Raw genomic sequence first — 21,755 nt, forward strand, 5'->3', positions numbered from 1 at the left:
AACCCCCACAAGAGCAGGTTTATCCGTTGATATCCACCGCTATTCGCGTCGCCCGGGTGGGCAGCGCGGCCGAACTGGCCGCGGCGGTCCTCATGATGCTGGCCTTTCCCTGCCTCATGCTGGCCGCGCTCGTCCCGAGCGTCCCCGCCTTCGCGGCGGCAGCCGCCGTGACGTACCTGGCGGACCACTATCTGCACCACAAGGGCAGCTATCTGGTCAGCCGTCTCAGCAAGGTGCGGGCGGGCCTGTCGATCCGCTTCCTGATCCGGCAGTTGCTGCTGGTCCTGCTGCTGGCCCGGCTGTCGCTCGCGGACAACCTGATCTACTACGGGGCGATCGCCTGCTTCATCGCCTTCTACGGTCTTCAGGCCCCCCACGGCGCGTTGACCACACTGATCCGCAACCGCCGGCGCATGCCGGTGGCCACCCGCAACATCGACCTGGCCTCCCGCGTCCGCATCCCGGACGCGCCGCCGCGCGTACTGCTGCACCGCGCCGCCGAGAAGATGCTCCACCTCGACCTCGCGGCGGTCGTCGGCATACTGGCCGCCGTGGCGCTGGACTCGGCCGCCATCGGCTTCGTCGGCATCGGGAGCACGGTGCTCCTGGGCCTCCTGTACGTGCTGGCCCTGATGCCCTACGTGCGGGGCCGACGGATACCGCCGAACGCCGAGAAGGTGCTGGAAGCGGTCGACGGCTGGTTGAGCGACTACCGGCCGGAGACCGTGCTGTACTTCTCCGGCTCCAAGGACTCCGCCTACCAGGTCGACATGTGGCTGGAGACCATGGAACAGCTGGAGACCCGTCCGATGATCATACTACGTGAGCGGGCCATACTGAATAACCTGGCCTCCACCACGGTCCCCGTCATCTGCGTGCCCGGAGGGGTGCACCTGATGAACCTGGACCTGTCCACGGTGCGCGTCGCGCTGTACGCGGCGAACGTCGGCAAGAACATCCACCTGCTGCGCGTTCCCACCATGAAGCACGTCTTCATCGGCCACGGCGACAGCGACAAGATCGCCAGCGTGAACCCGTACAGCAAGGTCTACGACGAGGTGTGGACGGCGGGCCGCGCGGGCCGCGACCGCTACGCCATCGCCGACGTCGGCGTCCGCGACGAGGACATCGTCGAGGTCGGCCGCCCCCAGCTGGCCCCCATCGAGGGCGTCCGCGGCGAAACCGCCGACGGGCACCCTCCGACGGTCCTGTACGCCCCCACCTGGGAGGGCTGGGACGACAACCCCGGCAACACCTCGCTCCTGCTGGCCGGTGAGAACATCGTGAGGCGGCTGCTCGCGGCCGACCCCGCGGTCCGGGTGCTCTACAAGCCGCACCCGTTCACCGGAACCCGCAGCGCGCAGGCCGAGGCCGCCCACCAGCGGATCACCGCGCTGATCGAGGAGGTCAACGCCGAGCGCGCCGCCGACCCCCGCCACGCCGTGGACACGGAGGCCCGGGAGCGGGCCGCGGCCGAGCTGGCGCGCATCGAGGCCCGGCTGGACGAGCTGGCCGTCGGCACCGGTAGCGGCGACGAGGCCGAGGCCAGCCGTGACGGCCTGGCCGACGTGGCCCGGCACGAGGAGACCGCCCGGCTGCGCGCCGAATGGAACACCGCGTACTGGAGCTCCTTCCCCGACTGGGAGCACCGCGTCATCACGGGCCCCCGGCCGCGCCTGTACGACTGCTTCAACGTCTCCGACGCGATGGTCTCCGACATCTCCAGTGTCGTCTCCGACTTCATCGCCAGCGGCAAGCCGTACGCGGTGACCGACTCCGCCGGGCTGGGGGCGGAGGAGTTCAAGCGGCAGAACACGGCGGTGCGCGCCGCGGTGATCCTCTCCCGCGACGCGGCCGGACTCGACGAGCTGCTCGCCGCCGTCCGGGAGCCGGAGAGCGATCCGCTGGCCGCGGAGCGGGTCGAGCTCAAGCGCTACCTGCTGGGCCCGGACGAGCCGAAGTCCATCGACCAGTTCAACGCCGCGGTGGGCCGACTCGCCCGGAAGGCCGAGACGCGCAACCTCGGCCAGGAGTCCCGGACCGCGGTCGGCGGACCGGACGTGGAGCCGGCGGACGCGCTGCCCGCGCGGGCGGCGTCGGTGACCGGCGAGACGGAGGGTGCCGGAGCGGGCTGACCCGCCCCGGACACCCGTCCGGCACACGCAGGCTCGGCCCCCGAGGAGTTGCTCCTCGGGGGCCGAGCCTTTCGCGTCGGCCTACGACCGCCCCGACTCTCTTGTGACATGGGTCACTTGAGGGGGTGTTCGAGGCAACCCCTTTCCTCGAACACCCGTCTAGCGAGTAGCGAATGAGGAGATGCGAGGGGAATGTCCCGCAGCAAGGGGGGGAACGCGGCCGTGGCGCAGCCTGAGGTCACCGTGGTCATCGGGGCGTACGAGGCGATGCCGTATCTGGTCGAGTGCCTCGCCTCGCTGGAGGCGCAGACCATCGCCCCGGAGCGCATCGAGGTCATCGCCGTCGACGACGGCTCGACGGACGGCACGGGGGAGTGCCTGGAGGAGTTCGCGGGCCGGGCGCCCATGCCGGTCACCGTGATCCGGCAGGCGAACTCGGGCGGTCCCAGCGGCCCGCGCAACATCGGCCTGGACCGGGCCACCGGGCGCTACCGAACGCTTGCCCAGTGCTCCGCCCTTCAGGGTGGAGGTGTAGGGCATCCTGCCCGTAGTGGCCCGAAGGGGCGCGGCGGCATGGCTAAGATCGCCTTGTCCGACGACGGAGTTGTCGGACCTACCGCCGGACGGGCGGGAAGTCAGGCCTGCGGAGGCCGTGTAAGACCGACCCTCGCCGGTCGGCAGTGGCCTGTGAAACAGGAACCCGAGGTGGTACCGCGAAGCGGTACCGACCGGAATCTCCTGCCCTCGGGCAGGAGAGGACGTCAAGTCTTCTTCCTGGACGCCGACGACCGGCTCGGGCACGAGGCCCTGCAGCGGATGGTGGCCATGGCCGACCGGGCCGGCACCGATGTGGTCCTCGGCCGGGTCGAAGGCGTCAACCGGGGTGCCCCGAAGTCCATGTGGGGCCGCACCCTGGAGCGTACGGACGTCCACTCCTCCCCCATCAAGTACACGCTCAGCGCGCAGAAGCTGTTCCGCCGCGCGTTACTCGTCCGGCACGGCATACGGTTCGACGAGTCGCTGTTCACCGGCGAGGACGCGCTGTTCACCATGGAGGCGTACCTCAGGGCGAACGGCGTCTCCGTGATCGCCGATCACACCTGCTACTACCTGGTGGGCCGCGACGACGGCAGGCACGTGACCAAGAGCGGGAGTCACACCCTGCGCTTCGAGTCGGCCCGCCGCTTGGCGGACCTGATCGCCGCCCTCGTCCCCGCGGGCCCCCGGCGCGACCGGCTCATGCTGCGGCCCTTCACCGTCACCCTGCTCCCGCAGTTCGGCCCCCGGTTCCTCAAGGACAGCGACCGGGTGCGGCGGCACAAGCTGGAACTGGCGAAGCCCCTGATGGACGCGCACTGGAGCGAGGACGTCGCCCGGCACCTGAAGGTCGAGGAACGGCTGAGACTGCACCTGGTGGCCGAACAGCGGCTCGAACTCCTCACCGAAGCAGTGAAGTTCACAGCGGAGAGGAAGCAGGCGCCGGCCCTGCTGGAGCGGCGGGGCCGACGCGTCTACCTCGTGTATCCGCACTTCCGTGACCGCGCGGCGGGCGTCCCCGACTCCGTCTACCTCGCCTCGCCCCGGGAGGCCCGCGCCTTCCCCGGCTACCGCGAGGGCGGCACGGCCACCGTCCTGCGCCGCGCCGCCCGCCGGGCCCGCCACCTGCTGACCTCGCCCGGGAGGCCCGCCCCGGAGCCGAAGACCCCGGCGGCGGCATGACACCTCTACCCCTGACCGCCCCGGGCTCCGGTGTCGGCTCCGGCCTCGGCCCCGGTTCCGGTTCCCGGGTCGGTGTCGGGGTTCTGACGCGGGGAGGGGAGCAGGGCCTCCTGGGGGATGGAGGACATGCGCGTCCTGTGGTGCAGCGCGGTCGTGGACAGGGCGTGCAGGGCGGCGTTGCAGCGCTCCTGGGCCGTCGGCTCGTCGGGGCCCAGCAGCCTCAGCTTCAACTCCGCTCGGGCATCCGCCAGTTCGTCCTTCTCCGGGTGCCGGACCGACTCCAGCAGGGCCGGCACCCCGCCCGCGTCCGGGGCCAGTACGGTCGCCGCGGCCACCGTCGGGAACTCCGCTCGGAACGCCTCCTCGGACAGCCCGCCGGTGTTCGCCACCGCGTACGGCTTGCCGCTGGCCAGGAAGTCGCTGATGACGCTCGACACATCGCTGATCAGCAGGTCGGCGACGTCGAAGCAGGCGTACAGGGCGGGCCGTACGTCGATGACGATCTGGTGCTCCCCCTCCGGAAGCGACGCCCAGTACGCCTCCTCCCAGGCCGCCGTGACCCTGCTCACCGCCTCGGCCCGGCCCGAGGGCGGGGCGGACTGCGCCAGCATCCGCTCGACCTGGTCGGCGTCCGGACGGACCCCGGCCGCCGTGAGCCGGTCGAGCTCCGCGGTGAGCCGGTCCAGTTCCGCGACGGACCGGGTGGGCCGGGCGGAGCCCGCGGACCGCTCCCGGTTCGCCGCCCGGATCAGCTCCCGGATGCGCTGGTCGGCGGCGCCCGCCCGCGGATCCACCGAGCCGGTCAGCGGGTGCGGCTTGTACAGCAGCCGTACGCCCGGGTCCGCGAGCAGCGCCCGTACGAGGTTCTCCCCGGCCGCGAGCACCGAGGTGTTGCCCGGGTTGCCGTCCCAGCCCTCCCAGGTCGGCGCGTACAGCACCGTGGTGTACGGACCGGTGGGCGGGCCCGCGTACGGGTGCACGGCGTCCAGCTGGGGGCGGCCGATCTCCACCACGTCCTTGTCCTCGACCCCCACCTCGGCCCGCGCGTACCGCTCGCGCGCCTCGGGACCGGCCACCCACACCTCGTCGTAGGCCTTCGCGTACGGGTTGCAGGACGACAGCTTGTCGCTCTCGCCGTGGTTGACGAAGGCGTGCTTGATCGTGGGGATGCGCAGCACCTGCGAGGTCTTGCCGGAGTTCGACGGGTGGATGAGGACCCGCAGCGAGGACTGCTCGAGCCGCATCAGGGTGGCCACCTTCGGCAGGCACACGACCGGGATGTCGGTCGCCGCGATCTTCGCCACCATGAACCGCTCACGCAGGATGATCACCGGTCGGCCCTCGAGCCTGCTCATCGTCTCCAGCCACATGTTCGCCTGGTAGGCGGAGGAGGCCCCGCCGGAGAAGTACAGGCCGACCGTGGGCCGGTAGTCCTCCAGCCAGGCGTCGAACCAGTCGAGTACCTCCTGTTCGCCCGCCGGCCGCCGGGAGGGCAGCAGGCGCAGCAGCAGTGCGCCCAGGCCCGCCGCCGCGAGCACCAGCGACAACGCGATCCCGGCCACCGCGGGCAGGGAGGTCCGGGTCACCGCCGTCGCGGCCAGGCCGGCCGTCGCGGGCAGGCCGAGGAGCAGCAGCCGACGGCCGGGGTGGCGCAGCAGCGTGGCCGGGGCGCGGGTCAGGCGCAGGGCCGAGGCGTCGATGTTCCGGGTCACCACGGGCAGCGTGCGGGTGCGGCGGACCAGCACGGAGACCGCCTGGATCGCGCAGTGCAGAGCGTAGAAGGCGAGCAGGCCGACGACGAGCCACGCGTACCGCGGCTCCCCGCCCTGCCCGGCGAGTTGCAGCAGGCCCACCACCAGCAGCAGGTCCCGCAGCACATGGCGGACGGTGATGTCCGCGTGCGCCTTGGCGAGCATCGACAGCAAGCCGGGCTGCCACCGGTACAGGGCACCCTCGACCGCCAGGGACGCGGCGGTCGCGCCGAGCAGCAGCGGGGCGCTCGGGAGCAGGGCTCCGGCGGCCTGCGCCGCGGTGGCTGCCAGCAGAGTGGTGGCGACGAGGACCCTCAGCGCGGCCTGTCGGTGAGGAAGCCCTGCCGTGAACCATCGGTGGGGGAGAGGTACGTGCACTGCGGACACTCCAAAGTCGTCACACGAGGACGTGTGGAGATTAACGTGCACCGACCTGTGGGCGACACGGGCGTGTCCGCCTGCCGTTCCGGCCGTGAACTGTTATGTCCCGTTGCCGCTCCCGTCGGTCGGGGGAAATGCGGGCGTACCCTTCCAATAGGCCGGGGTGACCTGCGCGCTGATCTCATTTCGGTCCGGCCGGGGACGATATCCCGGCCGACCGCTCGGACCGTGGGCGATGAGTGAACACGGGCGGGCCGCGTGGAATCGATGTACACGTGTGCGGCCTTGACGTGAGGTCATCCTCCGTCGCCGATCGGTGTCAGGTCCGGCTGGTCGGTCAGGGGCGGCGGTTTTCGGCTCGGGCTCCCTTTCTGCTGCGATGTGTTGTCGTGACTCCCCGACTCCCCGAATCGCAGGGGACCCGGATGTCGTTTCCCTGAGCGGGCACCGGCCGTGGTGATCTGCTCCGCACCGGCTCGAGCATCGCCGGCCGGTGGGTCCTCCCCCGCCGGCCGAGGAGCCCGGACACGACCCGCGGTGCGGTTCACAGCGTGAAACGGTGGCGCGCCGCCCCGTTCCCTTCCCGTAGATTCCTGGTGAGCGATCGATCGATGTGAACCGGTGGTCGACGCGAATCCGATGTGAAGGGGACGGGCGGCGAAAGTGGCACGGGCAAGGCAGGCCGTGGGCGAGGCCCGCAGGATCGTCGTCAAGATCGGATCCTCCTCGCTGACCACCGCGGCGGGAGGCCTGGACGCCGACCGGGTCGACGCACTCGTCGACGTGCTCGCCAAGGTGCGCTCCGGCGGGGAGCGCGAACTGGTCCTCGTCTCCTCCGGTGCCATCGCCGCCGGCCTCGCCCCGCTGGGCCTGACCCGCCGTCCCAGGGACCTGGCCCGCCAGCAGGCCGCGGCCAGCGTCGGCCAGGGCCTGCTGGTGGCCCGCTACACGGCCTCCTTCGCCCGCTACGGCGTCCGCGTCGGCCAGGTGCTGCTGACCTCCGACGACATGAGCCGCCGCGCCCACCACCGCAACGCCTCCCGCACCCTCGACAAGCTGTTCGCGATGGGCGCCTTCCCGGTCGTCAACGAGAACGACACCGTCGCCACCGACGAGATCCGCTTCGGCGACAACGACCGCCTCGCCGCCCTCGTCGCCCACCTGGTCCACGCCGATCTGCTCGTCCTGCTGTCCGACGTGGACGGCGTGTACGACGGCGACCCCGCGCGGCCCGGCACCTCGCGGATCGCCGAGGTGCGGGGCCCCCAGGACCTCGCCCACGTGGACATCGGCAGCGCGGGGAAGGCCGGTGTCGGCACCGGCGGCATGGTCACCAAGGTGGAGGCCGCCCGGATCGCCGCCGCCGCGGGCGTCCCGGTCGTGCTGACCAGCGCCGTCCACGCGGGCGACGCCCTCGCCGGCGCGGACACCGGAACGTACTTCCACCCCACCGGCCGGCGCTCCGCCGACCGGCTGCTCTGGCTCCAGCACGCGTCCACCCCGCAGGGCGCGCTCACCCTCGACGACGGCGCGGTGCGCGCGGTCGTGGAGCGCCGCAAGTCGCTGCTGCCGGCCGGCATCGCGGGCGTCGAGGGCGAGTTCAGCGCGGGCGACCCGGTCGAGCTGCGGGACCGCGCGGGGCGGCCGGTGGCCCGCGGCCTGGTCAACTTCGACGCCAAGGAGATCCCCCGGCTGATCGGCCGTTCCACCCACGATCTCGCCCGCGATCTCGGACCCGGGTACGAGCGCGAGGTCGTACACAGGGACGATCTGGTGGTCCTGCACCCGTAATGTCCCGGATCGTCCGCCCCGCGCGGTGGACGTTCCGCAAAACCGCCCCATGACGCCCGGCGGCCTGCTCAACTTTCCTCCAGGGACACATCCGCCCGGCCCGAGAGCCGGCCTGTGCGTGAAGGAGGCCGTCGTGAGACGAGGACGCCCTGGGACGACGGCGTCCCGCGGTGGTGCCGGCTCCCGGACGGCCGGTGAGGAGCGCGCCCTGACCAGCGTCGCGGCCGGGGACCGGTTCCAGGGCGGCGAGCACCGGGACCTGCCCCGCCTGTGGCACGTCACCCTCAGCGTCTCCGGCAGCCGGGCCCCGGTCGCCGAGGTCCGCCGCGCCCTGGAGCAGCTCGCCCACGACCACCCCTTCCTGCTGACCAGCCGGTACGCCGACGACCACGCGGAGATCCGCTACTGGGAGGAGGCCCGGGACCTGCACGACGCGGCCGCCGTGGCGCTGCGGCTGTGGGGCGAGCACCGGCAGACCGCGGGCCTGCCGCCCTGGGAGATCGTCGGCCTGGAGGTCATCGACCGGGCCACCTACCACCAGCGCATCGCCGCGGGCCACGGCCCGGCCCCGGCGACCCCGGTGGGCGTGCACCCGTTCTGAACCGGATCACGCACCGCACCCACTGATGGCGACCACGCACCGCAACCGTCGATCGAGCAACCCCTACGGCGCGTCACCGCGTCCGCGAGAGCGCCGCCGGTTCAGGCGCGAAGGGGGCGGCTGCCCCGCCCCCGGTTCCCTCCGGCCGCACTATCCTTCCCCCCATGACCACGCTTTCGCCTTATGACTCGATGTCCCCGGTCAACCAGGCCGCCTACCGGGCCAAGGGCGCCGCCGCCACCCTCGCTCCGCTGCCGCGTGCCGCCAAGGACGACGCACTGCTCGCCATCGCGGACGCGCTGGAGGTCCGGGCGAGCGAGATCGTCGAGGCCAACGCCCAGGACGTGGCCAGGGCGCGCGAGGCGGGCATCGGCGAGGGCATGATCGACCGGCTCACCCTCACCCCGGAGCGGGTGCGCGCGATCGCCTCCGACGTACGGGACGTGGCCGCGCTGCCCGACCCGGTCGGCGAGGTCGTCCGCGGCTCCACCCTGCCCAACGGCATCGACCTGCGGCAGGTCCGGGTGCCGCTCGGCGTCGTCGGGATCGTCTACGAGGGCCGCCCCAACGTCACGGTCGACGCCGCCGCCCTGTGCCTGAAGTCCGGCAACGCGGTCCTGCTGCGCGGCTCGTCCTCCGCGTACCGGTCGAACACCGCGCTGGTGCGGGTGCTGCGCGACGCGGTGCACGGCGCCGGGCTGCCCGCCGACGCCGTGCAGCTGGTGCCCGGCGAGAGCCGGGAGAGCGTGCGCGAGCTGATGCGCGCCCGCGGCCTGGTCGACGTGCTCATCCCGCGTGGCGGCGCCTCCCTGATCAACACGATCGTCCAGGAGTCGATCGTCCCGGTCATCGAGACCGGCACCGGCAACTGCCACGTCTACGTCGACGCCCGCGCCGACATCGACACCGCCGTGGAGATCCTGGTCAACTCCAAGGCCCAGCGGGTCGGCGTCTGCAACGCCGCCGAGACCCTCCTGGTCCACCAGGACATCGCCCCCGCGTTCCTGCCGCGCGCCCTGGACGCCCTGGCCGACGCCGGGGTCACCGTGCACGCCGACGAGCGGGTGATGGCGTACGCCGAGGATTCCAAGGCGACCGTGGTGGAGGCCACCACGGAGGACTGGGAGACCGAGTACCTCTCCCACGACATCGCCGTGGCGGTCGTCGACTCCCTGGACCGGGCTGTGGAGCACATCCGGCTGTGGACCTCCGGCCACACCGAGGCCATCGTCACCACCTCGCAGCAGGCCGCCCGGCGGTTCACCCAGTTGGTGGATTCCACCACCGTCGCCGTCAACGCCTCCACCCGGTTCACCGACGGGGGGCAGTTCGGCTTCGGTGCGGAGATCGGCATCTCCACGCAGAAGCTGCACGCCCGGGGGCCGATGGGCCTGCCGGAGCTGACCAGCACCAAGTACATCGTGACCGGCGACGGACACGTCCGCCGCTGAACCACGGCCGCTCGGGCAGGCGGATGAATTTCCGTACCGTCTGCCCAAAATGACCCCTCAGGTCTACTCTGGAGATGTGCCGGAGGACGTGGGGGGCATGCCGTTCCCTGACGGCGGGGAGCCCGACGACGACCACGACCGCGGAGTGTCGGACGACGCGTTCGACTCCGTGGTCTTCGACGAGGCGTTCATCGGTGCGGCCGTGGTCCACGAGCCGACCGCCGTCGAACGCCTCCTGGCGGCCGCCCGGGCCAGAGCCGAGGCGTCCGAGGCCGAGGCCCGCCGTACCCGCCCGAAGAGCGAGCGGTACGAGGACGGATACGGCGACGGGTACGGCGGGCGTGACGGGTACGGCGGATACGGCCGCCGCCGCGGTGGCGCCTTCGACGACGTGGACGACGACTCCGACGATCCCGAGGTGCTGGAGGACGGGTACGGCTCCCCGGGGCCGTACGGCAGGCAGGTCCGCTGGCACCGCCCGGTCGCCTGGGTGCTCGCCCTCGTGATGGGCATCGGGATGGTCGCGCTCGCCTTCTCGGCCGTCTACCGGGGGGCCTCCTCCCCGCGTCAGGACCCGGCCCCGACGCCCGCCTCGACCGGCCCGGAGCAGGGCGGCGGCGTGACGCCGTCCGCCTCCGCCGACTTCTCCCGGCCGACCGTCCCGGTGATCCCGCCCGGCCCCTGACAGCGGGGCCGGACCTGGTGGGAACCTGTCACAACTTGTCGTGCGGCAGGGCGTTTACGGGAGCTCCCCGCGACCTACTCTGAAGATATGGCAGGGCCAGCGGACCCCCCTGGAGGGACTCCTGAGGGTGCCCCCTCGGGCGGCGAGGACGAGTACCGGTCCGTCGTCTTCGACGAGTCCTTCGTCCGTGCTGCCCGCCTCCAGGAGTTCTCCGCCGAGGAGCGCATCACCGACCACGCTCCCGCGGTACGCCGCCGTCCGCGGCGCCGCCGGGGCCTGTCCCGGCAGGTGCTGGTGCTCGTGGTGCTGATCGCCCTGGCCTTCGGCACCGCGATCTACATGGGCGTACAGCACCCCTACCGGGCGGCCACCGCCGGGGAGGCGGTCGAACCCCTGCGCATGACCGTGCTCCCGCTCGAGCCCGAGGGCAGGGTGCCCGGCACCACTAGCGTCGAACAGCTGTACGCCAGGAGTCCGGCGGCACAGTTCCGCGTCGGTGCCGAGGGAGTGCCGCTCCCGGCGTCCCGGCACACCGCGCACTTCTCGGACGGGCAGGTCGTGGCCGCGCTGCTCACCGCGAAGGACTACGTGGTCCGGTCCGCGCTCGATCCCGCGGTGCTCACCGGCGGGGAGACCCGCTCGGTACGCGTCCTGCTCGACGCCGACCAGCAGGAGCAGTTCGACCAGAGCCTCACCCGGCCGGCCGCCGACGGGCGGCACGCGCCCACCGGATGGCTCGTCCGCTTCGACCCCTCCCGCGCGGAGCTGGCCGACCACAGGATCCGCGTCCAGGGCACCCTGCAGGCAGCCGAGGCCGACCCCTCCACCCTCGAGGTCACCGCGGACCACACCTCCGTGTACGCGCTGCGGCCGACCGGTGCGGAGAAGGGCGCGGAGGCGTCGCTGTTCACGGTCCGGCGCGAGCTGCACTTCCGCTTCGACCGCGAGGACCTGCGCCTGCACCAGGCGCAGCTCGCCGTCTCGTACGTCCAGGCCGGCCCGCTGTCCTGCGCGGAGGACTCGGCGGGCCGGCTGCGCCCCCTGCTGGCGGGCGCCACGGCCGAGCAGGGCGGCCCCGCCGGCACCGACCCCTACGTCGCGGGCGGCACCGCGGCCCTGTGCGGCTCGCTGGCGGCGGGGGCACAGCCCAGGTTGTGACGACCGCGCCCCCGGTGGCCGTGTGGCCGCCCCCGCCGTGGCTCCTGTGCCTCAGGCGTGCCTCAGGTGCCGTCGCGCGGCGGGCGGTCGTCCCCGGAACCGGAGTCCGGGCCGGAGTCCGGCGAGGGCTTCGACCCTGATGCCCCTGATGACCCCGACGACGTGAAGCCGCCGAAGCCGCGGCGGACCCGGCCGCCCAGATCACCGGCGCCGCCCGCGATGTCGCTGACCAGCTTCATCAGCGGATCCTTGGAGTTCTTCACGTCACCGGCGTAGCTGCTCGCCGACTCGCGCCAGGAGTCCCGCACCGAGGCGTCCTTGTCCTCGTCGCGGCGCGGGTAGTGGCCGTCCATGAGCCGCTGGTAGTCGCGGGACTCCGCCCACTTCTTCAGCTCGGCCGCCCGCACGGTGGTGAACGGGTGGGAGCGGGGCAGCACGTTGAGGATCTTCAGCACGGAGTCGCGCAGATCGCCCCCGGCGTCGTACTCCTCGGCCTGCTCCAGGAACGCGTCGACGTTCATCTCGTGCAGATGGTTGCCACCGGCGATCTTCATCAGGCCGCGCATCGAGGCCTGGAGGTCCTGGCCGACCAGCAGCCCCGCACGGTCCGCGGACAGCTCCGACTTGCGGAACCACTCGCGCAGCGCCGTCACGATCGCCATGATCGCGACACTGCCCAGCGGAATCCAGGCCACCCGCACCGCGAGGGACGTCAGGAACAGCAGGACGGTCCGGTAGACCGAGTGCCCGGACAGCGCGTGCCCGACCTCGTGCCCGACGACGGCCCGCATCTCCTCCTCGTCGAGCAGCTCGACCAGTCCCGTGGTGACCACGATGATCGGCTCGTCCAGACCGATGCACATCGCGTTCGGCGTCGGGTCCTGGTTCACGTACATCGGCGGGACCTTCTCCAGGTCCAGGATGTAGCAGGCGTCCCGCAGCATGACGTTGAGATGCGCGAACTGCCGGTCCGAGACGCGCACCGAGTCGGACAGGAAGAGCAGCCGCAGGCTGCGCTCGGGCAGCAGGCCGCTCAGTGCCTTGAAGACCGTGTCGAAACCGGTCAGCTTGCGCAGCGCCACCAGGGCGGAGCGGTCGGCGGGGTGTTCGTACGCACGCGAGGAGATTCCGGGGAAGCGCCTGCGCTTCCTGCTCGGCACGTTCTCGTGCCCGTTGTGCTGATGGCCGTCGGACATGTGTCCCCCATGTGCGTCTGTGTGACCTTCGAGGTCCCCTTGGCGGTCCCTTGCCGGTCCTCCGTGCGGTCCCTGCCGCACCCGCTGCCCGCCCCGGGGCGAAGCCCAGCCTAGGCGGAGACGGCGTGGACCGGCAGACCGGATGCGAGCCGTGCGGCTCCCCGACAAGGACGGCCCGGGCGGCGGGATGGTTGCCTGCCGGGGTGCCCGGCGGGATGTCCGCCGTGGAGGCCCCGGCGCCCGGCCGGGGAGCGGCGGGGAAGGCAGCCGGGCCCGCAACGGCGGAGTCGGGGTGATCGTCGAGAAGGTGCCCGCTTACGATGAGCCGAAGTCTTTATCCCGCCCACACGCGATAGGTACTGCCGAAGATGAGCTTCCCCAGCGCCGCTGCCCAGTTGGTCACCCTCGCCGCCGAGGGCGGAGCGAACAGTGGCAACCACGAGAGCCTCAACCCCTACTTCGTCGGCGGCTGTGTCCTGGCCGCCCTGCTGGTCCTGCTGTGGATCACCACCCGCTTCAACCGCGACCGCTGAACCCCCCGGCATGAGCCACCGGACCGGCCCCGGGCCGTCCGGGGCCGGCCGGAGGACACACCTGGCCGTCCGGGGCCGGCCGGAGGACACACCTGGCCGTCGGGGCCGCCATGTTGGGCCGGTAGGGTCTGCACGCATGGAAGAGCAGGACATGCCTGTCGGTCCGGCGATGGACGCGGGCGGGGAGTCGACCGAGGCGACCACCGAGGTCACGACCGGGTCCGGGGCCGAAGGCACGGCCGCGCGACCGGCGAGCGGCGCCGAGCACCGTCCGGCGCCGCGCCGGGGCGGCGGCACGGGCGGTGGCAGAGTGCAGCCGGGCAAGCGCCGGCTCGGTGTCATGGGTGGCACCTTCGACCCGATCCACCACGGGCACCTGGTGGCGGCCAGCGAGGTCGCCGCGCGGTTCCACCTCGACGAGGTGGTCTTCGTCCCCACCGGGCAGCCGTGGCAGAAGAGCCACCGGGTGGTCTCCGCGGCGGAGGACCGCTATCTGATGACGGTCGTCGCGACCGTCGAGAACCCGCAGTTCTCGGTGAGCCGTATCGACATCGACCGCGGCGGGCCCACCTACACCGTGGACACCCTGCGCGACCTGCGCGCGCTCAATCCCGACACGGATCTGTTCTTCATCACCGGCGCCGACGCCCTCGCCCAGATCCTCACCTGGCGGGACAGCGAGGAACTGTTCTCCCTGGCACACTTCATCGGCGTCACCAGGCCCGGCCACCATCTGACCGACGCGGGTCTGCCCGAGGGGGGCGTGTCCCTCGTCGAGGTCCCCGCTCTGGCCATTTCCTCGACGGACTGCCGGGTGAGAGTCGGCAAGGGGGATCCCGTCTGGTACCTGGTGCCGGACGGGGTCGTGCGCTACATCGCCAAGCGCGAGCTGTACCGCGGCGAGTGAGCCGAGAGGGGCACCGGTGAACGACCGATACGAGGCGGGACACGGCGACGGCGGGGACGACCCGTACGGGCTCGTCGGCTACGACGAGTACGGACAGCCCGTCTACCGCCAGGACCAGGCCCAGCAGGCCCCGCGGCAGCCGTACGACCCGTACGGGCAGCAGGGGAACCAGGACCAGAACCAGTACCAGCAGCACCAGGGCCAGTACGGGGACGGCCAGGGGCAGCAGGGCTACGGCTACGACCCGTACGCCACGGGCGGCCCGCAGCAGCCCCAGCCGCCGTACGACCCCTACGGGGCCCAGGACACCCCCGCCCCCGGCACTCCCGGCACCTACGACGCGTACGACCCCTACGGCACCCCGCAGAGCGGCGGGACGGCACCGTCGTACGACCCCTACGGGGACTCCTCCGGGCAGACCGCGTACGGCGGCACCGGCCGACAGCCCCGGACCGCCGAGCAGACCGCGTACATCCCGCACCAGCCCGGCCCTGCCGACGACGAGACCGGTCGGACCGACGGCCGCACCGACGGCCAGACCGGCCCCGCCGACCTCCCCGCCGACTCCGAGGCACCCGAACAGGACTACCGCACCGAGCAGTTCGCCTTCGTCGAGGAACCGGACGGTGACTCCGAGGACGTCATCGACTGGCTGAAGTTCACCGAGAACCGCACCGAGCGCCGCGAGGAGGCCAAGCGCCGCGCACGCAGCCGGATCGTCGCCCTCGTCGTGGTCCTCGCGCTGGTCGCGACCGGCGGCGTCGGCTACCTCTGGTACGCCGGGAAACTGCCCGGCACCGGCTCCGACGCCGACACCGGCACCACGACGGCCGCGGGCGCCCAGAAACGGGACGTCCTCGTCGTCCACCTGCACGACACCAAGGGCGGCGACACCGCCACCGCGCTGCTCGTCGACAACACCACCACCCAGCAGGGCACCACCGTCCTGCTGCCCAACTCCCTGGCCCTCGCCGCCGAGGACGGCACCACCACCACGCTCGCCAAGTCGGTCGAGGACGACGGCTCCGGCGGGACCCGGACCGCGCTCGACACGGTCCTCGGCACCGACATCGAGGGCACCTGGCGGCTGGACACGCCCTATCTGCAGAACCTCGTCGACCTGGTCGGCAACATCGACATCGACACCGACGCCGACGTGCCGGACCCGGGCGCCAAGAAGAAGGGCGAGGCGCCCCTCGTCAAGAAGGGGAAGAGCCAGACCCTCTCCGGCAAGATGGCCGTCGCCTACGCCACCCACCGCGGCTCCGGCGAGGCGCAGGACGCCCAGTTGGCGCGGTTCGGGCAGGTCATGCAGGGGGTGCTGCGGAAGATGACCTCCGACGCGGACGCCGCGACGACCACCGTCCAGACCCTGGGGCAGATCATCGAGCCGCCCCTGACCGACAAGGACCTCGGCTCCTTCCTCGCCCGGCTGGCCGACCTCGCCAAGGGCGGCGACCACGAAACCGCGCTGCTGCCCGTGCAGGAGGACGGCACGCTCACCGCCGAGACGAGCGACAGCGTGGTCAAGGAGGTGCTCGGCGGCACGGTGAAGAGCCCCGACAAGGACGCCGCGGTCAGCGTCTCGGTGCGCGACGCCACCGGTGTGGAGGACAACGCCGAGAAGGCACGCGTGGTGCTCCTCAACGGCGGCTTCACCTTCCTGAAGGCCGGCACGGCCACCGCGGAGGCGACCTCCGAGGTCGTCTACGCCGACGCCGCCGACAAGGAGAACGCCGGGGAGGTCGCCAAGACCCTGGGACTGCCCGCCTCCTCCGTCAGCAAGGGCGAGGTCTCCGGGAACGCCAGGGTCTCGGTGCTCCTCGGCCAGGACTACGAGCCCGGCAGCTGACCGGGTGGGGCCGCCGCCGGCGGCCCCACCGGCCGGGCGTGCCCCGAAACGCGTGGGGCGTGCCCGGCGGTCCGTGAGACCCTTGGAGGCAACCGACCTCCGAGCGAAAGCCTTGTAGTGACCGCAACCGACCGTTCCATCGAGCTCGTCACCGCCGCCGCCCAGGCGGCCGCCGACAAGCTCGCGCACGACATCGTCGCCTACGACGTCAGTGACGTGCTGTCCATCACCGACGCCTTCCTGCTGGCCTCCGCGCCCAACGACCGCCAGGTCAAGTCGATCGTCGACGAGATCGAGGAGCGGCTCAGCAAGGAGCTCGGCGCCAAGCCGGTCCGCCGCGAGGGCGACCGCGAGGCCCGCTGGGTCCTGCTCGACTACGTCGACATCGTCGTCCACGTCCAGCACAGCGAGGAGCGGGTCTTCTACGCCCTGGAGAGGCTGTGGAAGGACTGCCCCGAGCTGGAGCTGCCCGCGGACGCCGTGGCGACCCGCGGCAAGGCCAAGGAGCACGCCCGGCAGATGGAGGCCGCGGAGGCCGCCGCACAGGCCGCGGAGCCGGGTGGTGAGTGGAGGTGAGTGCCTCCGGTGAGGTGTCCGGGTCCGGCCGCCGGGGCCGCCGCATCATCCTGTGGCGCCACGGCCAGACCTCCTGGAACGTGGAGCGCCGCTTCCAGGGCAGCACCGACGTGGAGCTCACCGAGACCGGTGTCGCCCAGGCCCGCCGGGCCGCGCGCCTCCTCGCGAGCCTCGCACCGGACGCGATCATCGCCTCCGACCTGAAGCGGGCCGCGCGCACCGCCGCGGAACTCACCGCGCTCACCGGTCTGGAGCCGGTGTACGACGAGGCCCTGCGGGAGACCTACGCGGGCGTCTGGCAGGGCCTGACGCACGACGAGATCATCGCCAGGTACGGCGACGAGTACACCGCCTGGAAGCGCGGCGAGCCGGTGCGCAGGGGCGGCGGCGAACTGGAGACCGAGGTCGCCGACCGCGCCGCTCCGGTGGTGCTCCGGCACACCGAGAAGCTCCCGGACGACGGCACGCTCGTGGTGGTCAGCCACGGCGGCACGATCCGCACCACCATCGGCCGGCTGCTCGGGCTGGACCCGCGCAACTGGGAGGGCCTCGGCGGGCTCACCAACTGCTGCTGGTCGGTCCTCGGCGAGGGAGCCCGCGGCTGGCGGCTGCTGGAGCACAACGCCGGCACCCTGCCGGAGCCGGTGCTCGGCGACGACGACTGACGGACGACCGACCGGACGACGGACGGCCGACGACTGACGGACGGCCGACGGACGATCGGCCGGGCGCCGGATTTCGCTTTCCGGCAGGTCGCAGGCTAAAGTTCTTCTTGTTCGCCCGCCGAGCGGGAAGAACACCCGGGGCTATAGCTCAGTTGGTAGAGCGCCTGCATGGCATGCAGGAGGTCAGGAGTTCAATTCTCCTTAGCTCCACAGATGGGGTGCCGGATCGAGAGATCCAGTACTTCACCCGACGAAGATCCCGTCCTCCGTACGAGGGCGGGTTTTTTCGTTGTTCCTGGTTGAGCGGTCCGGGGCCGACGGGCGTATACATCCATGAGGCGCCGATCCGTGTCTTGAACGGTACCCGGGCGTCGCTGACCGCACCGGCCCCGCCGTGGCAGAATCAAACGGCCGGAAGGGGGCGCGGCCCGACGGGAGGGAGTTGTGATGCCTGCGAGCATCCTCGGGGAGGTCGACCACCTCCTCGGCGGGGTGTCGACACGACGGACCTCGACCCGTCACCGCTGCCCGTCCCGCGGCTCCGCGCACGTCGCCCGGATCCTTGACGGCCTCGGCGTCCTCGGAAGCCTGGACGCCCTCGGTGACAACGGCGGTGTCTCCTACGTGTGTACGGCCTGCGGCCACAGCTGGAGCTGAGTGATGGGTGCGCACAGGCGAAGGTGTGACTGGTGCGGCAGCGGGACGCCGATCGTCCGGGACATGGAACCGGTCAATCCCGACTACCAGTACTGGTGCGAGGAGTGCGCGCGGGCGCTGATCATAAAGGGCGACCCGATCGAGACGTACCGCGAACTCGAGGGCGAACCGATCTACGGCCGGCTCCTGGAGGAGCACTGCACGCTCAAACGCTTCTATTCGTTCGTGACCGCGTGACAATGCGGACGGAACCGGGCGCAACGGAACCGATTTGGTGTTGGGCCCCGATGACCGTGTAAAGTTGGCGTCGCCGCCGGGGAAACCGGGCGGGAGCAGGACCTGGGGCTATAGCTCAGTTGGTAGAGCGCCTGCATGGCATGCAGGAGGTCAGGAGTTCAATTCTCCTTAGCTCCACAGCAGTAGAGGGCGGACCATCCGAAGGGATGGTCCGCCCTCTGTGCGTTGTGGGGCCGGTGGTCCGTGGGGGCGGTGTGCGGCGGCTCGGGGACGGGGACCGTGCGGGACAACCCCGAGGGGTGCCCCGCACGGATCTGTGTCAGCGGCCCAGTGCGCGCCGGCCGCGCCCCTGGGAGAGGACCGGCAGGTTGCGGGAGGGCGCCTTGGACGACGCCCCCTCCTCGATGCGCAGGGCCAGTGCCGGGCAGCGGCGCACCGCGCGCAGCGCCTTGTCCTCGGCGCGGCGCGGCACCTGGGCCTGCGCGACCGTCGGGAAGCCGTCCGCGCCGAGCTTGAAGACCTCCGGGAGGAGGTCCGCGCACAGTCCGTGGCCCCGGCACAGCGTCCAGTCGACGAAGATCTTCTGGCGGCTGGGTCCGTTCTCCTCGCCGCCGCCGCCCGGGATGCCCGTAGGGGTCTGCCCGCCCTCGAAGAGCGGCAGGACGCCCTCCACGGGCCGTCCGCAGCCATTGCCCATGAGATGGGCGGCGAGGTCGTCGGGGAACGCCTTGATGGTCGACTCCAGGAACATCGCGGAGCCGTCCGGATGCGAACACGCGCCGCGCCGCTTCACGTTCTTGGCGACCTGCTTGACCGCCTCCAGGGCGGCCGGTCCGCCGCCGTTGAGGATGTCCTCCAGGCCGCGCGCGGCGGCCGGCAGGCCCAGGTAGCACGGGCCGCACTGGTTGGCGCTCTCCTCGGCCAGCCACTTCGCCACCATCAGTGACTCGCCCAGCGGGCAGGTGTTCTGACTGATCGGCAGGATCGCCCCCGCGCCGAGGGCGCCGCCCACCGCGTCCAGGGAGTTGCGGGAGACGATCGCCTCGTTGACGGTCGCCGCGTCGATCCACTTGCCGTGGTAGCCGCCGGTCAGCACACCCTGCGGCACCGGTGGCGCACCGGCGAGCTGCAGGACGTAGCGCAGCGGTACGCCCGTCGGGACCTCGACCACCATGGGGCGGGTGACCGCCCCGGACACCGTGAGCATGACGGTGCCGGGCTCGTCGTACAGGCCGGTGTTGCCGTAGCGCTCCGGGCCGATGCGGGCGGCGATGGCGAGCTGGGCGAACGTCTCGGCGTTGGACAGCAGGGTGGGCGCGCCGCCGACGCCGTTCTTCGAGGCGCTGGTCTTGCGGCCCGGAGGGATCGCCGGACCGCCGTCGATGGAGCGGATCAGCGAGGCCGCGGCGCCCGTGACCATCCGCACCGGGTTGCGCTGCACGCGGGCGCGCAGCGCGGACCGGCGCCCGTTGTTGAGGCCGCGTTCGGCCAGCGCGGCCTCCATGGAGCGCTGGGTGGACTCCCGGGTGACCCCCACCACGAGCGTGCGGGCACCCATGGCCTCGGCGCACAGCAGCGCGCCGTCCAGGATGAGGTGCGGGGCACGGTTGATCAGCACCGTGTCCTTGCGGCAGGCCGGTTCGTCCTCGCTGCCGTTGACGACGACGACCGGCCGGACGCCGCGCTTGATCGCCGTTTCGGCGACCGAGCGCAGCTTCTTGTGGAAGGGGAAGCCCGCGCCGCCGCGGCCCCTGAGGTTGATGCGTTCAGCCAGCTGGGCGAGCTGTTCGCCGCCCAGGGGTTCGAGCGGCCCGTGCACCTTGAGGTGCATGGGGAGATCGAGCCGGTCGACAAGGTCGAAGCCCGACGTGAGCTGGGGAAGTCCGACGACGCGGACTTCGGGTACGTCGGGCAGAGCCTCGTTCACTTGAAGCCTCCGGAAGGCGTGTTCCAAGGTTCGCCCGATCCCGGTGCGTCGAAGTCGTACGACGCACCGGGAGATGGATCAGTGGCGGGACCGCTGTTGTACGTGTCACTCGGGTTGTACGTGCCGTAGAGGGGGTTCGACTCACCGGTGTCGCGCACATCACTCGCGCCGTAGCCCGGTGCGGTCGAATTGTCGTAGATCGGGATGCCGTATCCGGTGTCCTGGAGCGGGTCGTAGGCCGACGGCGGGGCCTCGCCGACCGGTGGCGGGGAGGGGACGGGCCAGGTGCCCGAGGTGCTGGAGGGGCCGTCCACGCGCGGGACGGCCTGCGTGGGCTGCATGTCCAGGGGCAGCTCCATGCGGGCGGTCTGGTCGGCGTAGAGGGGCTGCTGCGGCTGGGCCGGGGCGGACGGGGGCGAGACCGCGCGGTAGGCGGCCGCGAAACCGTTCGCGGGCTCCGGGGCCGGGGTGACGCGTTCGGCGGTCTCGTAGCGCGGCCGGGCCGGCTCGGGGCGCTCGGAACGGGACCGGGAGGCCCGTCTGCCGCCGTCCTGGTAGCCGGGGAGCCCGGAGGACGACGCCTCGGCCGACCGGGAGCGGCTCTCCTCCAGGGAGCTGCGGCCCGACTGGTCGGTGATGCCGAGCAGGCCGGTGACCCCGTCGGCGACCTTGCGCTTGACCGAGGCCGGGGAGACGCGCAGCACCAGGACGGCCATGACGCCGAGCACGGACAGGCCGTACAGGATCAGGAAGATCGGCTTGGCCGCTCGACCCGCGTAGAGCCCGTGCACCAGCGCGGCGCACCAGGCCGGGTAGGCCAGCATGTGCATGGCGCGCCAGCGTGCCGCGACGGGGGCGGGTGAGGCGAAGCGGTTGCGCAGGACGCCGGTGATGGCCACGAAGATCATCAGCATGCCGGCCAGCGTGCCCAGGCCGATCAGGAAGCTCCGGCCGGCGACCGCCTCGTCGTCCGTGAGGGCCAGCCCGAAGGGCAGGACCGCGGCGATCCAGGTGGTGTGGTCCAGGACCAGCTTGATGACTATGTGCACCAGCAGGAAGACGACCGACCCGACCGCCGTGGTGCGGTGCACGGCCTGCGACAGGATGCGCTCGCGCGGGCCGAGCAGTACCCGGTCCTGGGCGACGAGTCCCCAGATCACCGAGCAGCTCAGGCAGACGAGGGACAGGACGCCCGCGCCGAAGTTGAGGAACTCGAGGAACCAGTCGTCCGCCGTGCTGTCGTCCGGCCTCACGCCCTACCTCCCCACATCACGACGGAAAGCACGACGGCGAGCGGGTACGACCGACCGGCAGCCGACCGGCCCTGAATGGGCGGTGGGCTGCTGTCTGGACGAAGGTTCATGGGGGAACTCCGAACGTTCGGGAGAAGCGGTCCCGGGCCGCACTCTAAACCTCCTGCGTACCGGGGAGTACAGGTTTGAGTTATTGCGCTGTTATCAAAGGACGATCAGGCCGGAAGGATGCCCCATAGGGGGCGGTACGCGAAGTAATCTTTGACCGAAATTCAGGAAT

The 21,755-nt window shown here is 71.9% G+C and carries 18 protein-coding genes and 2 tRNA genes; 16 read left to right on the plus strand and 4 right to left on the minus strand.

From position 1 onward, the window contains the following. Positions 1-56: 56 nt before the first annotated feature. Together ACTWJ9_RS22495 and ACTWJ9_RS22500 are read left to right on the plus strand one after the other, a co-directional pair. Complete coding sequence (locus tag ACTWJ9_RS22495; protein WP_443295915.1) at positions 57-2,135, plus strand: hypothetical protein; 2,079 nt, start codon at positions 57-59, stop codon at positions 2,133-2,135. A gap of 192 nt (positions 2,136-2,327) precedes the next feature. After that, entirely contained in the window at positions 2,328-3,854 is a 1,527-nt protein-coding gene (locus ACTWJ9_RS22500) for a glycosyltransferase family 2 protein (RefSeq protein ID WP_443294691.1), read from the plus strand. A gap of 5 nt (positions 3,855-3,859) precedes the next feature. On the opposite strand, the gene ACTWJ9_RS22505 is transcribed toward ACTWJ9_RS22500, so the two are convergent. Beyond that, positions 3,860-5,983, minus strand: coding sequence for a hypothetical protein (locus ACTWJ9_RS22505; RefSeq protein ID WP_443294692.1), 2,124 nt, complete (start codon positions 5,981-5,983; stop codon positions 3,860-3,862). A gap of 687 nt (positions 5,984-6,670) precedes the next feature. Here ACTWJ9_RS22505 and proB point away from each other — a divergent pair. The 5 genes from proB to ACTWJ9_RS22530 all read left to right on the plus strand — a co-directional run bounded on the left by proB (position 6,671) and on the right by ACTWJ9_RS22530 (position 11,672). Next, entirely contained in the window at positions 6,671-7,777 is a 1,107-nt protein-coding gene (proB, locus tag ACTWJ9_RS22510; RefSeq protein WP_279338055.1) for a glutamate 5-kinase, read from the plus strand. Between the two features lie 112 nt (positions 7,778-7,889). After that, a complete protein-coding gene (locus ACTWJ9_RS22515) occupies positions 7,890-8,378 on the plus strand; it encodes a hypothetical protein (RefSeq protein WP_387041311.1) in 489 nt (162 codons plus the stop codon). Between the two features lie 164 nt (positions 8,379-8,542). Next, a complete protein-coding gene (locus ACTWJ9_RS22520; RefSeq protein ID WP_279336075.1) occupies positions 8,543-9,829 on the plus strand; it encodes a glutamate-5-semialdehyde dehydrogenase in 1,287 nt (428 codons plus the stop codon). Positions 9,830-9,905: 76 nt separating this feature from the next. Continuing rightward, positions 9,906-10,514, plus strand: coding sequence for an SCO2584 family spore wall biosynthesis protein (locus ACTWJ9_RS22525; protein WP_443294693.1), 609 nt, complete (start codon positions 9,906-9,908; stop codon positions 10,512-10,514). A gap of 87 nt (positions 10,515-10,601) precedes the next feature. After that, positions 10,602-11,672: an SCO2583 family membrane protein gene (locus ACTWJ9_RS22530; RefSeq protein WP_387041307.1), complete on the plus strand. Its 1,071-nt coding sequence runs from the start codon at positions 10,602-10,604 to the stop codon at positions 11,670-11,672. 62 nt (positions 11,673-11,734) lie between these two features. Here the strand turns inward: ACTWJ9_RS22530 and ACTWJ9_RS22535 are convergent, their stop codons facing one another. Beyond that, positions 11,735-12,868 (minus strand): M48 family metallopeptidase, encoded by a 1,134-nt coding sequence (locus ACTWJ9_RS22535; RefSeq protein WP_279336078.1) that lies wholly within the window; start codon positions 12,866-12,868, stop codon positions 11,735-11,737. Between the two features lie 368 nt (positions 12,869-13,236). Here ACTWJ9_RS22535 and ACTWJ9_RS22540 point away from each other — a divergent pair, with 368 nt between their 5' ends. From ACTWJ9_RS22540 to ACTWJ9_RS22580, 9 genes are all read left to right on the plus strand, one after another. Next, the gene (locus ACTWJ9_RS22540) at positions 13,237-13,401 is read left to right on the plus strand and encodes a hypothetical protein (RefSeq protein ID WP_279336079.1); all 165 of its coding nucleotides are present in this window, start codon (positions 13,237-13,239) and stop codon (positions 13,399-13,401) included. Between the two features lie 136 nt (positions 13,402-13,537). After that, entirely contained in the window at positions 13,538-14,308 is a 771-nt protein-coding gene (gene nadD / locus ACTWJ9_RS22545; RefSeq protein ID WP_279336080.1) for a nicotinate-nucleotide adenylyltransferase, read from the plus strand. A 16-nt stretch (positions 14,309-14,324) separates the two neighbouring features. After that, the gene (locus ACTWJ9_RS22550; RefSeq protein ID WP_388702043.1) at positions 14,325-16,160 is read left to right on the plus strand and encodes an LCP family protein; all 1,836 of its coding nucleotides are present in this window, start codon (positions 14,325-14,327) and stop codon (positions 16,158-16,160) included. A 117-nt stretch (positions 16,161-16,277) separates the two neighbouring features. Then, positions 16,278-16,736, plus strand: a complete 459-nt coding sequence (gene rsfS / locus ACTWJ9_RS22555; RefSeq protein ID WP_443294694.1) for a ribosome silencing factor — start codon at positions 16,278-16,280, stop codon at positions 16,734-16,736. Further along, positions 16,727-17,401: a histidine phosphatase family protein gene (locus ACTWJ9_RS22560; protein WP_279336083.1), complete on the plus strand. Its 675-nt coding sequence runs from the start codon at positions 16,727-16,729 to the stop codon at positions 17,399-17,401. The genes rsfS and ACTWJ9_RS22560 overlap by 10 nt, the downstream gene beginning before the upstream one ends. Before the next feature lie 137 nt (positions 17,402-17,538). Beyond that, positions 17,539-17,611, plus strand: a tRNA-Ala gene (locus tag ACTWJ9_RS22565). Between the two features lie 237 nt (positions 17,612-17,848). Continuing rightward, entirely contained in the window at positions 17,849-18,058 is a 210-nt protein-coding gene (locus ACTWJ9_RS22570) for a hypothetical protein (protein WP_279336084.1), read from the plus strand. A gap of 3 nt (positions 18,059-18,061) precedes the next feature. Next, a complete protein-coding gene (locus ACTWJ9_RS22575) occupies positions 18,062-18,295 on the plus strand; it encodes a hypothetical protein (protein ID WP_015660434.1) in 234 nt (77 codons plus the stop codon). Between the two features lie 104 nt (positions 18,296-18,399). Continuing rightward, positions 18,400-18,472, plus strand: a tRNA-Ala gene (locus ACTWJ9_RS22580). A gap of 142 nt (positions 18,473-18,614) precedes the next feature. On the opposite strand, the gene ACTWJ9_RS22585 is transcribed toward ACTWJ9_RS22580, so the two are convergent. After that, positions 18,615-20,222 (minus strand): NADH-quinone oxidoreductase subunit NuoF family protein, encoded by a 1,608-nt coding sequence (locus ACTWJ9_RS22585; protein ID WP_279336085.1) that lies wholly within the window; start codon positions 20,220-20,222, stop codon positions 18,615-18,617. Next, entirely contained in the window at positions 20,219-21,475 is a 1,257-nt protein-coding gene (locus ACTWJ9_RS22590; protein WP_279336086.1) for a ferric reductase-like transmembrane domain-containing protein, read from the minus strand. Before ACTWJ9_RS22590 ends, ACTWJ9_RS22585 begins: the two co-directional genes overlap by 4 nt. Between the last annotated feature and the right edge of the window lie 280 nt (positions 21,476-21,755).

The sequence above is a fragment of the Streptomyces sp. GDS52 genome (assembly GCF_052246875.1).
Lineage (GTDB): Bacteria > Actinomycetota > Actinomycetes > Streptomycetales > Streptomycetaceae > Streptomyces > Streptomyces cathayae.

Excerpts from the sequence above, each read along its gene's own strand:
- ACTWJ9_RS22520 (WP_279336075.1), top strand. The coding sequence starts at position 8,543 with ATGACCACGCTTTCGCCTTATGACTCGATGTCCCCGGTCAACCAGGCC.
- ACTWJ9_RS22500 (WP_443294691.1), top strand. The coding sequence starts at position 2,328 with ATGTCCCGCAGCAAGGGGGGGAACGCGGCCGTGGCGCAGCCTGAGGTC.
- ACTWJ9_RS22535 (WP_279336078.1), bottom strand. The coding sequence starts at position 12,868 with ATGTCCGACGGCCATCAGCACAACGGGCACGAGAACGTGCCGAGCAGG.
- ACTWJ9_RS22575 (WP_015660434.1), top strand. The coding sequence starts at position 18,062 with ATGGGTGCGCACAGGCGAAGGTGTGACTGGTGCGGCAGCGGGACGCCG.
- nadD (WP_279336080.1), top strand. The coding sequence starts at position 13,538 with ATGGAAGAGCAGGACATGCCTGTCGGTCCGGCGATGGACGCGGGCGGG.
- ACTWJ9_RS22530 (WP_387041307.1), top strand. The coding sequence starts at position 10,602 with ATGGCAGGGCCAGCGGACCCCCCTGGAGGGACTCCTGAGGGTGCCCCC.
- ACTWJ9_RS22540 (WP_279336079.1), top strand. The coding sequence starts at position 13,237 with ATGAGCTTCCCCAGCGCCGCTGCCCAGTTGGTCACCCTCGCCGCCGAG.
- ACTWJ9_RS22570 (WP_279336084.1), top strand. The coding sequence starts at position 17,849 with ATGCCTGCGAGCATCCTCGGGGAGGTCGACCACCTCCTCGGCGGGGTG.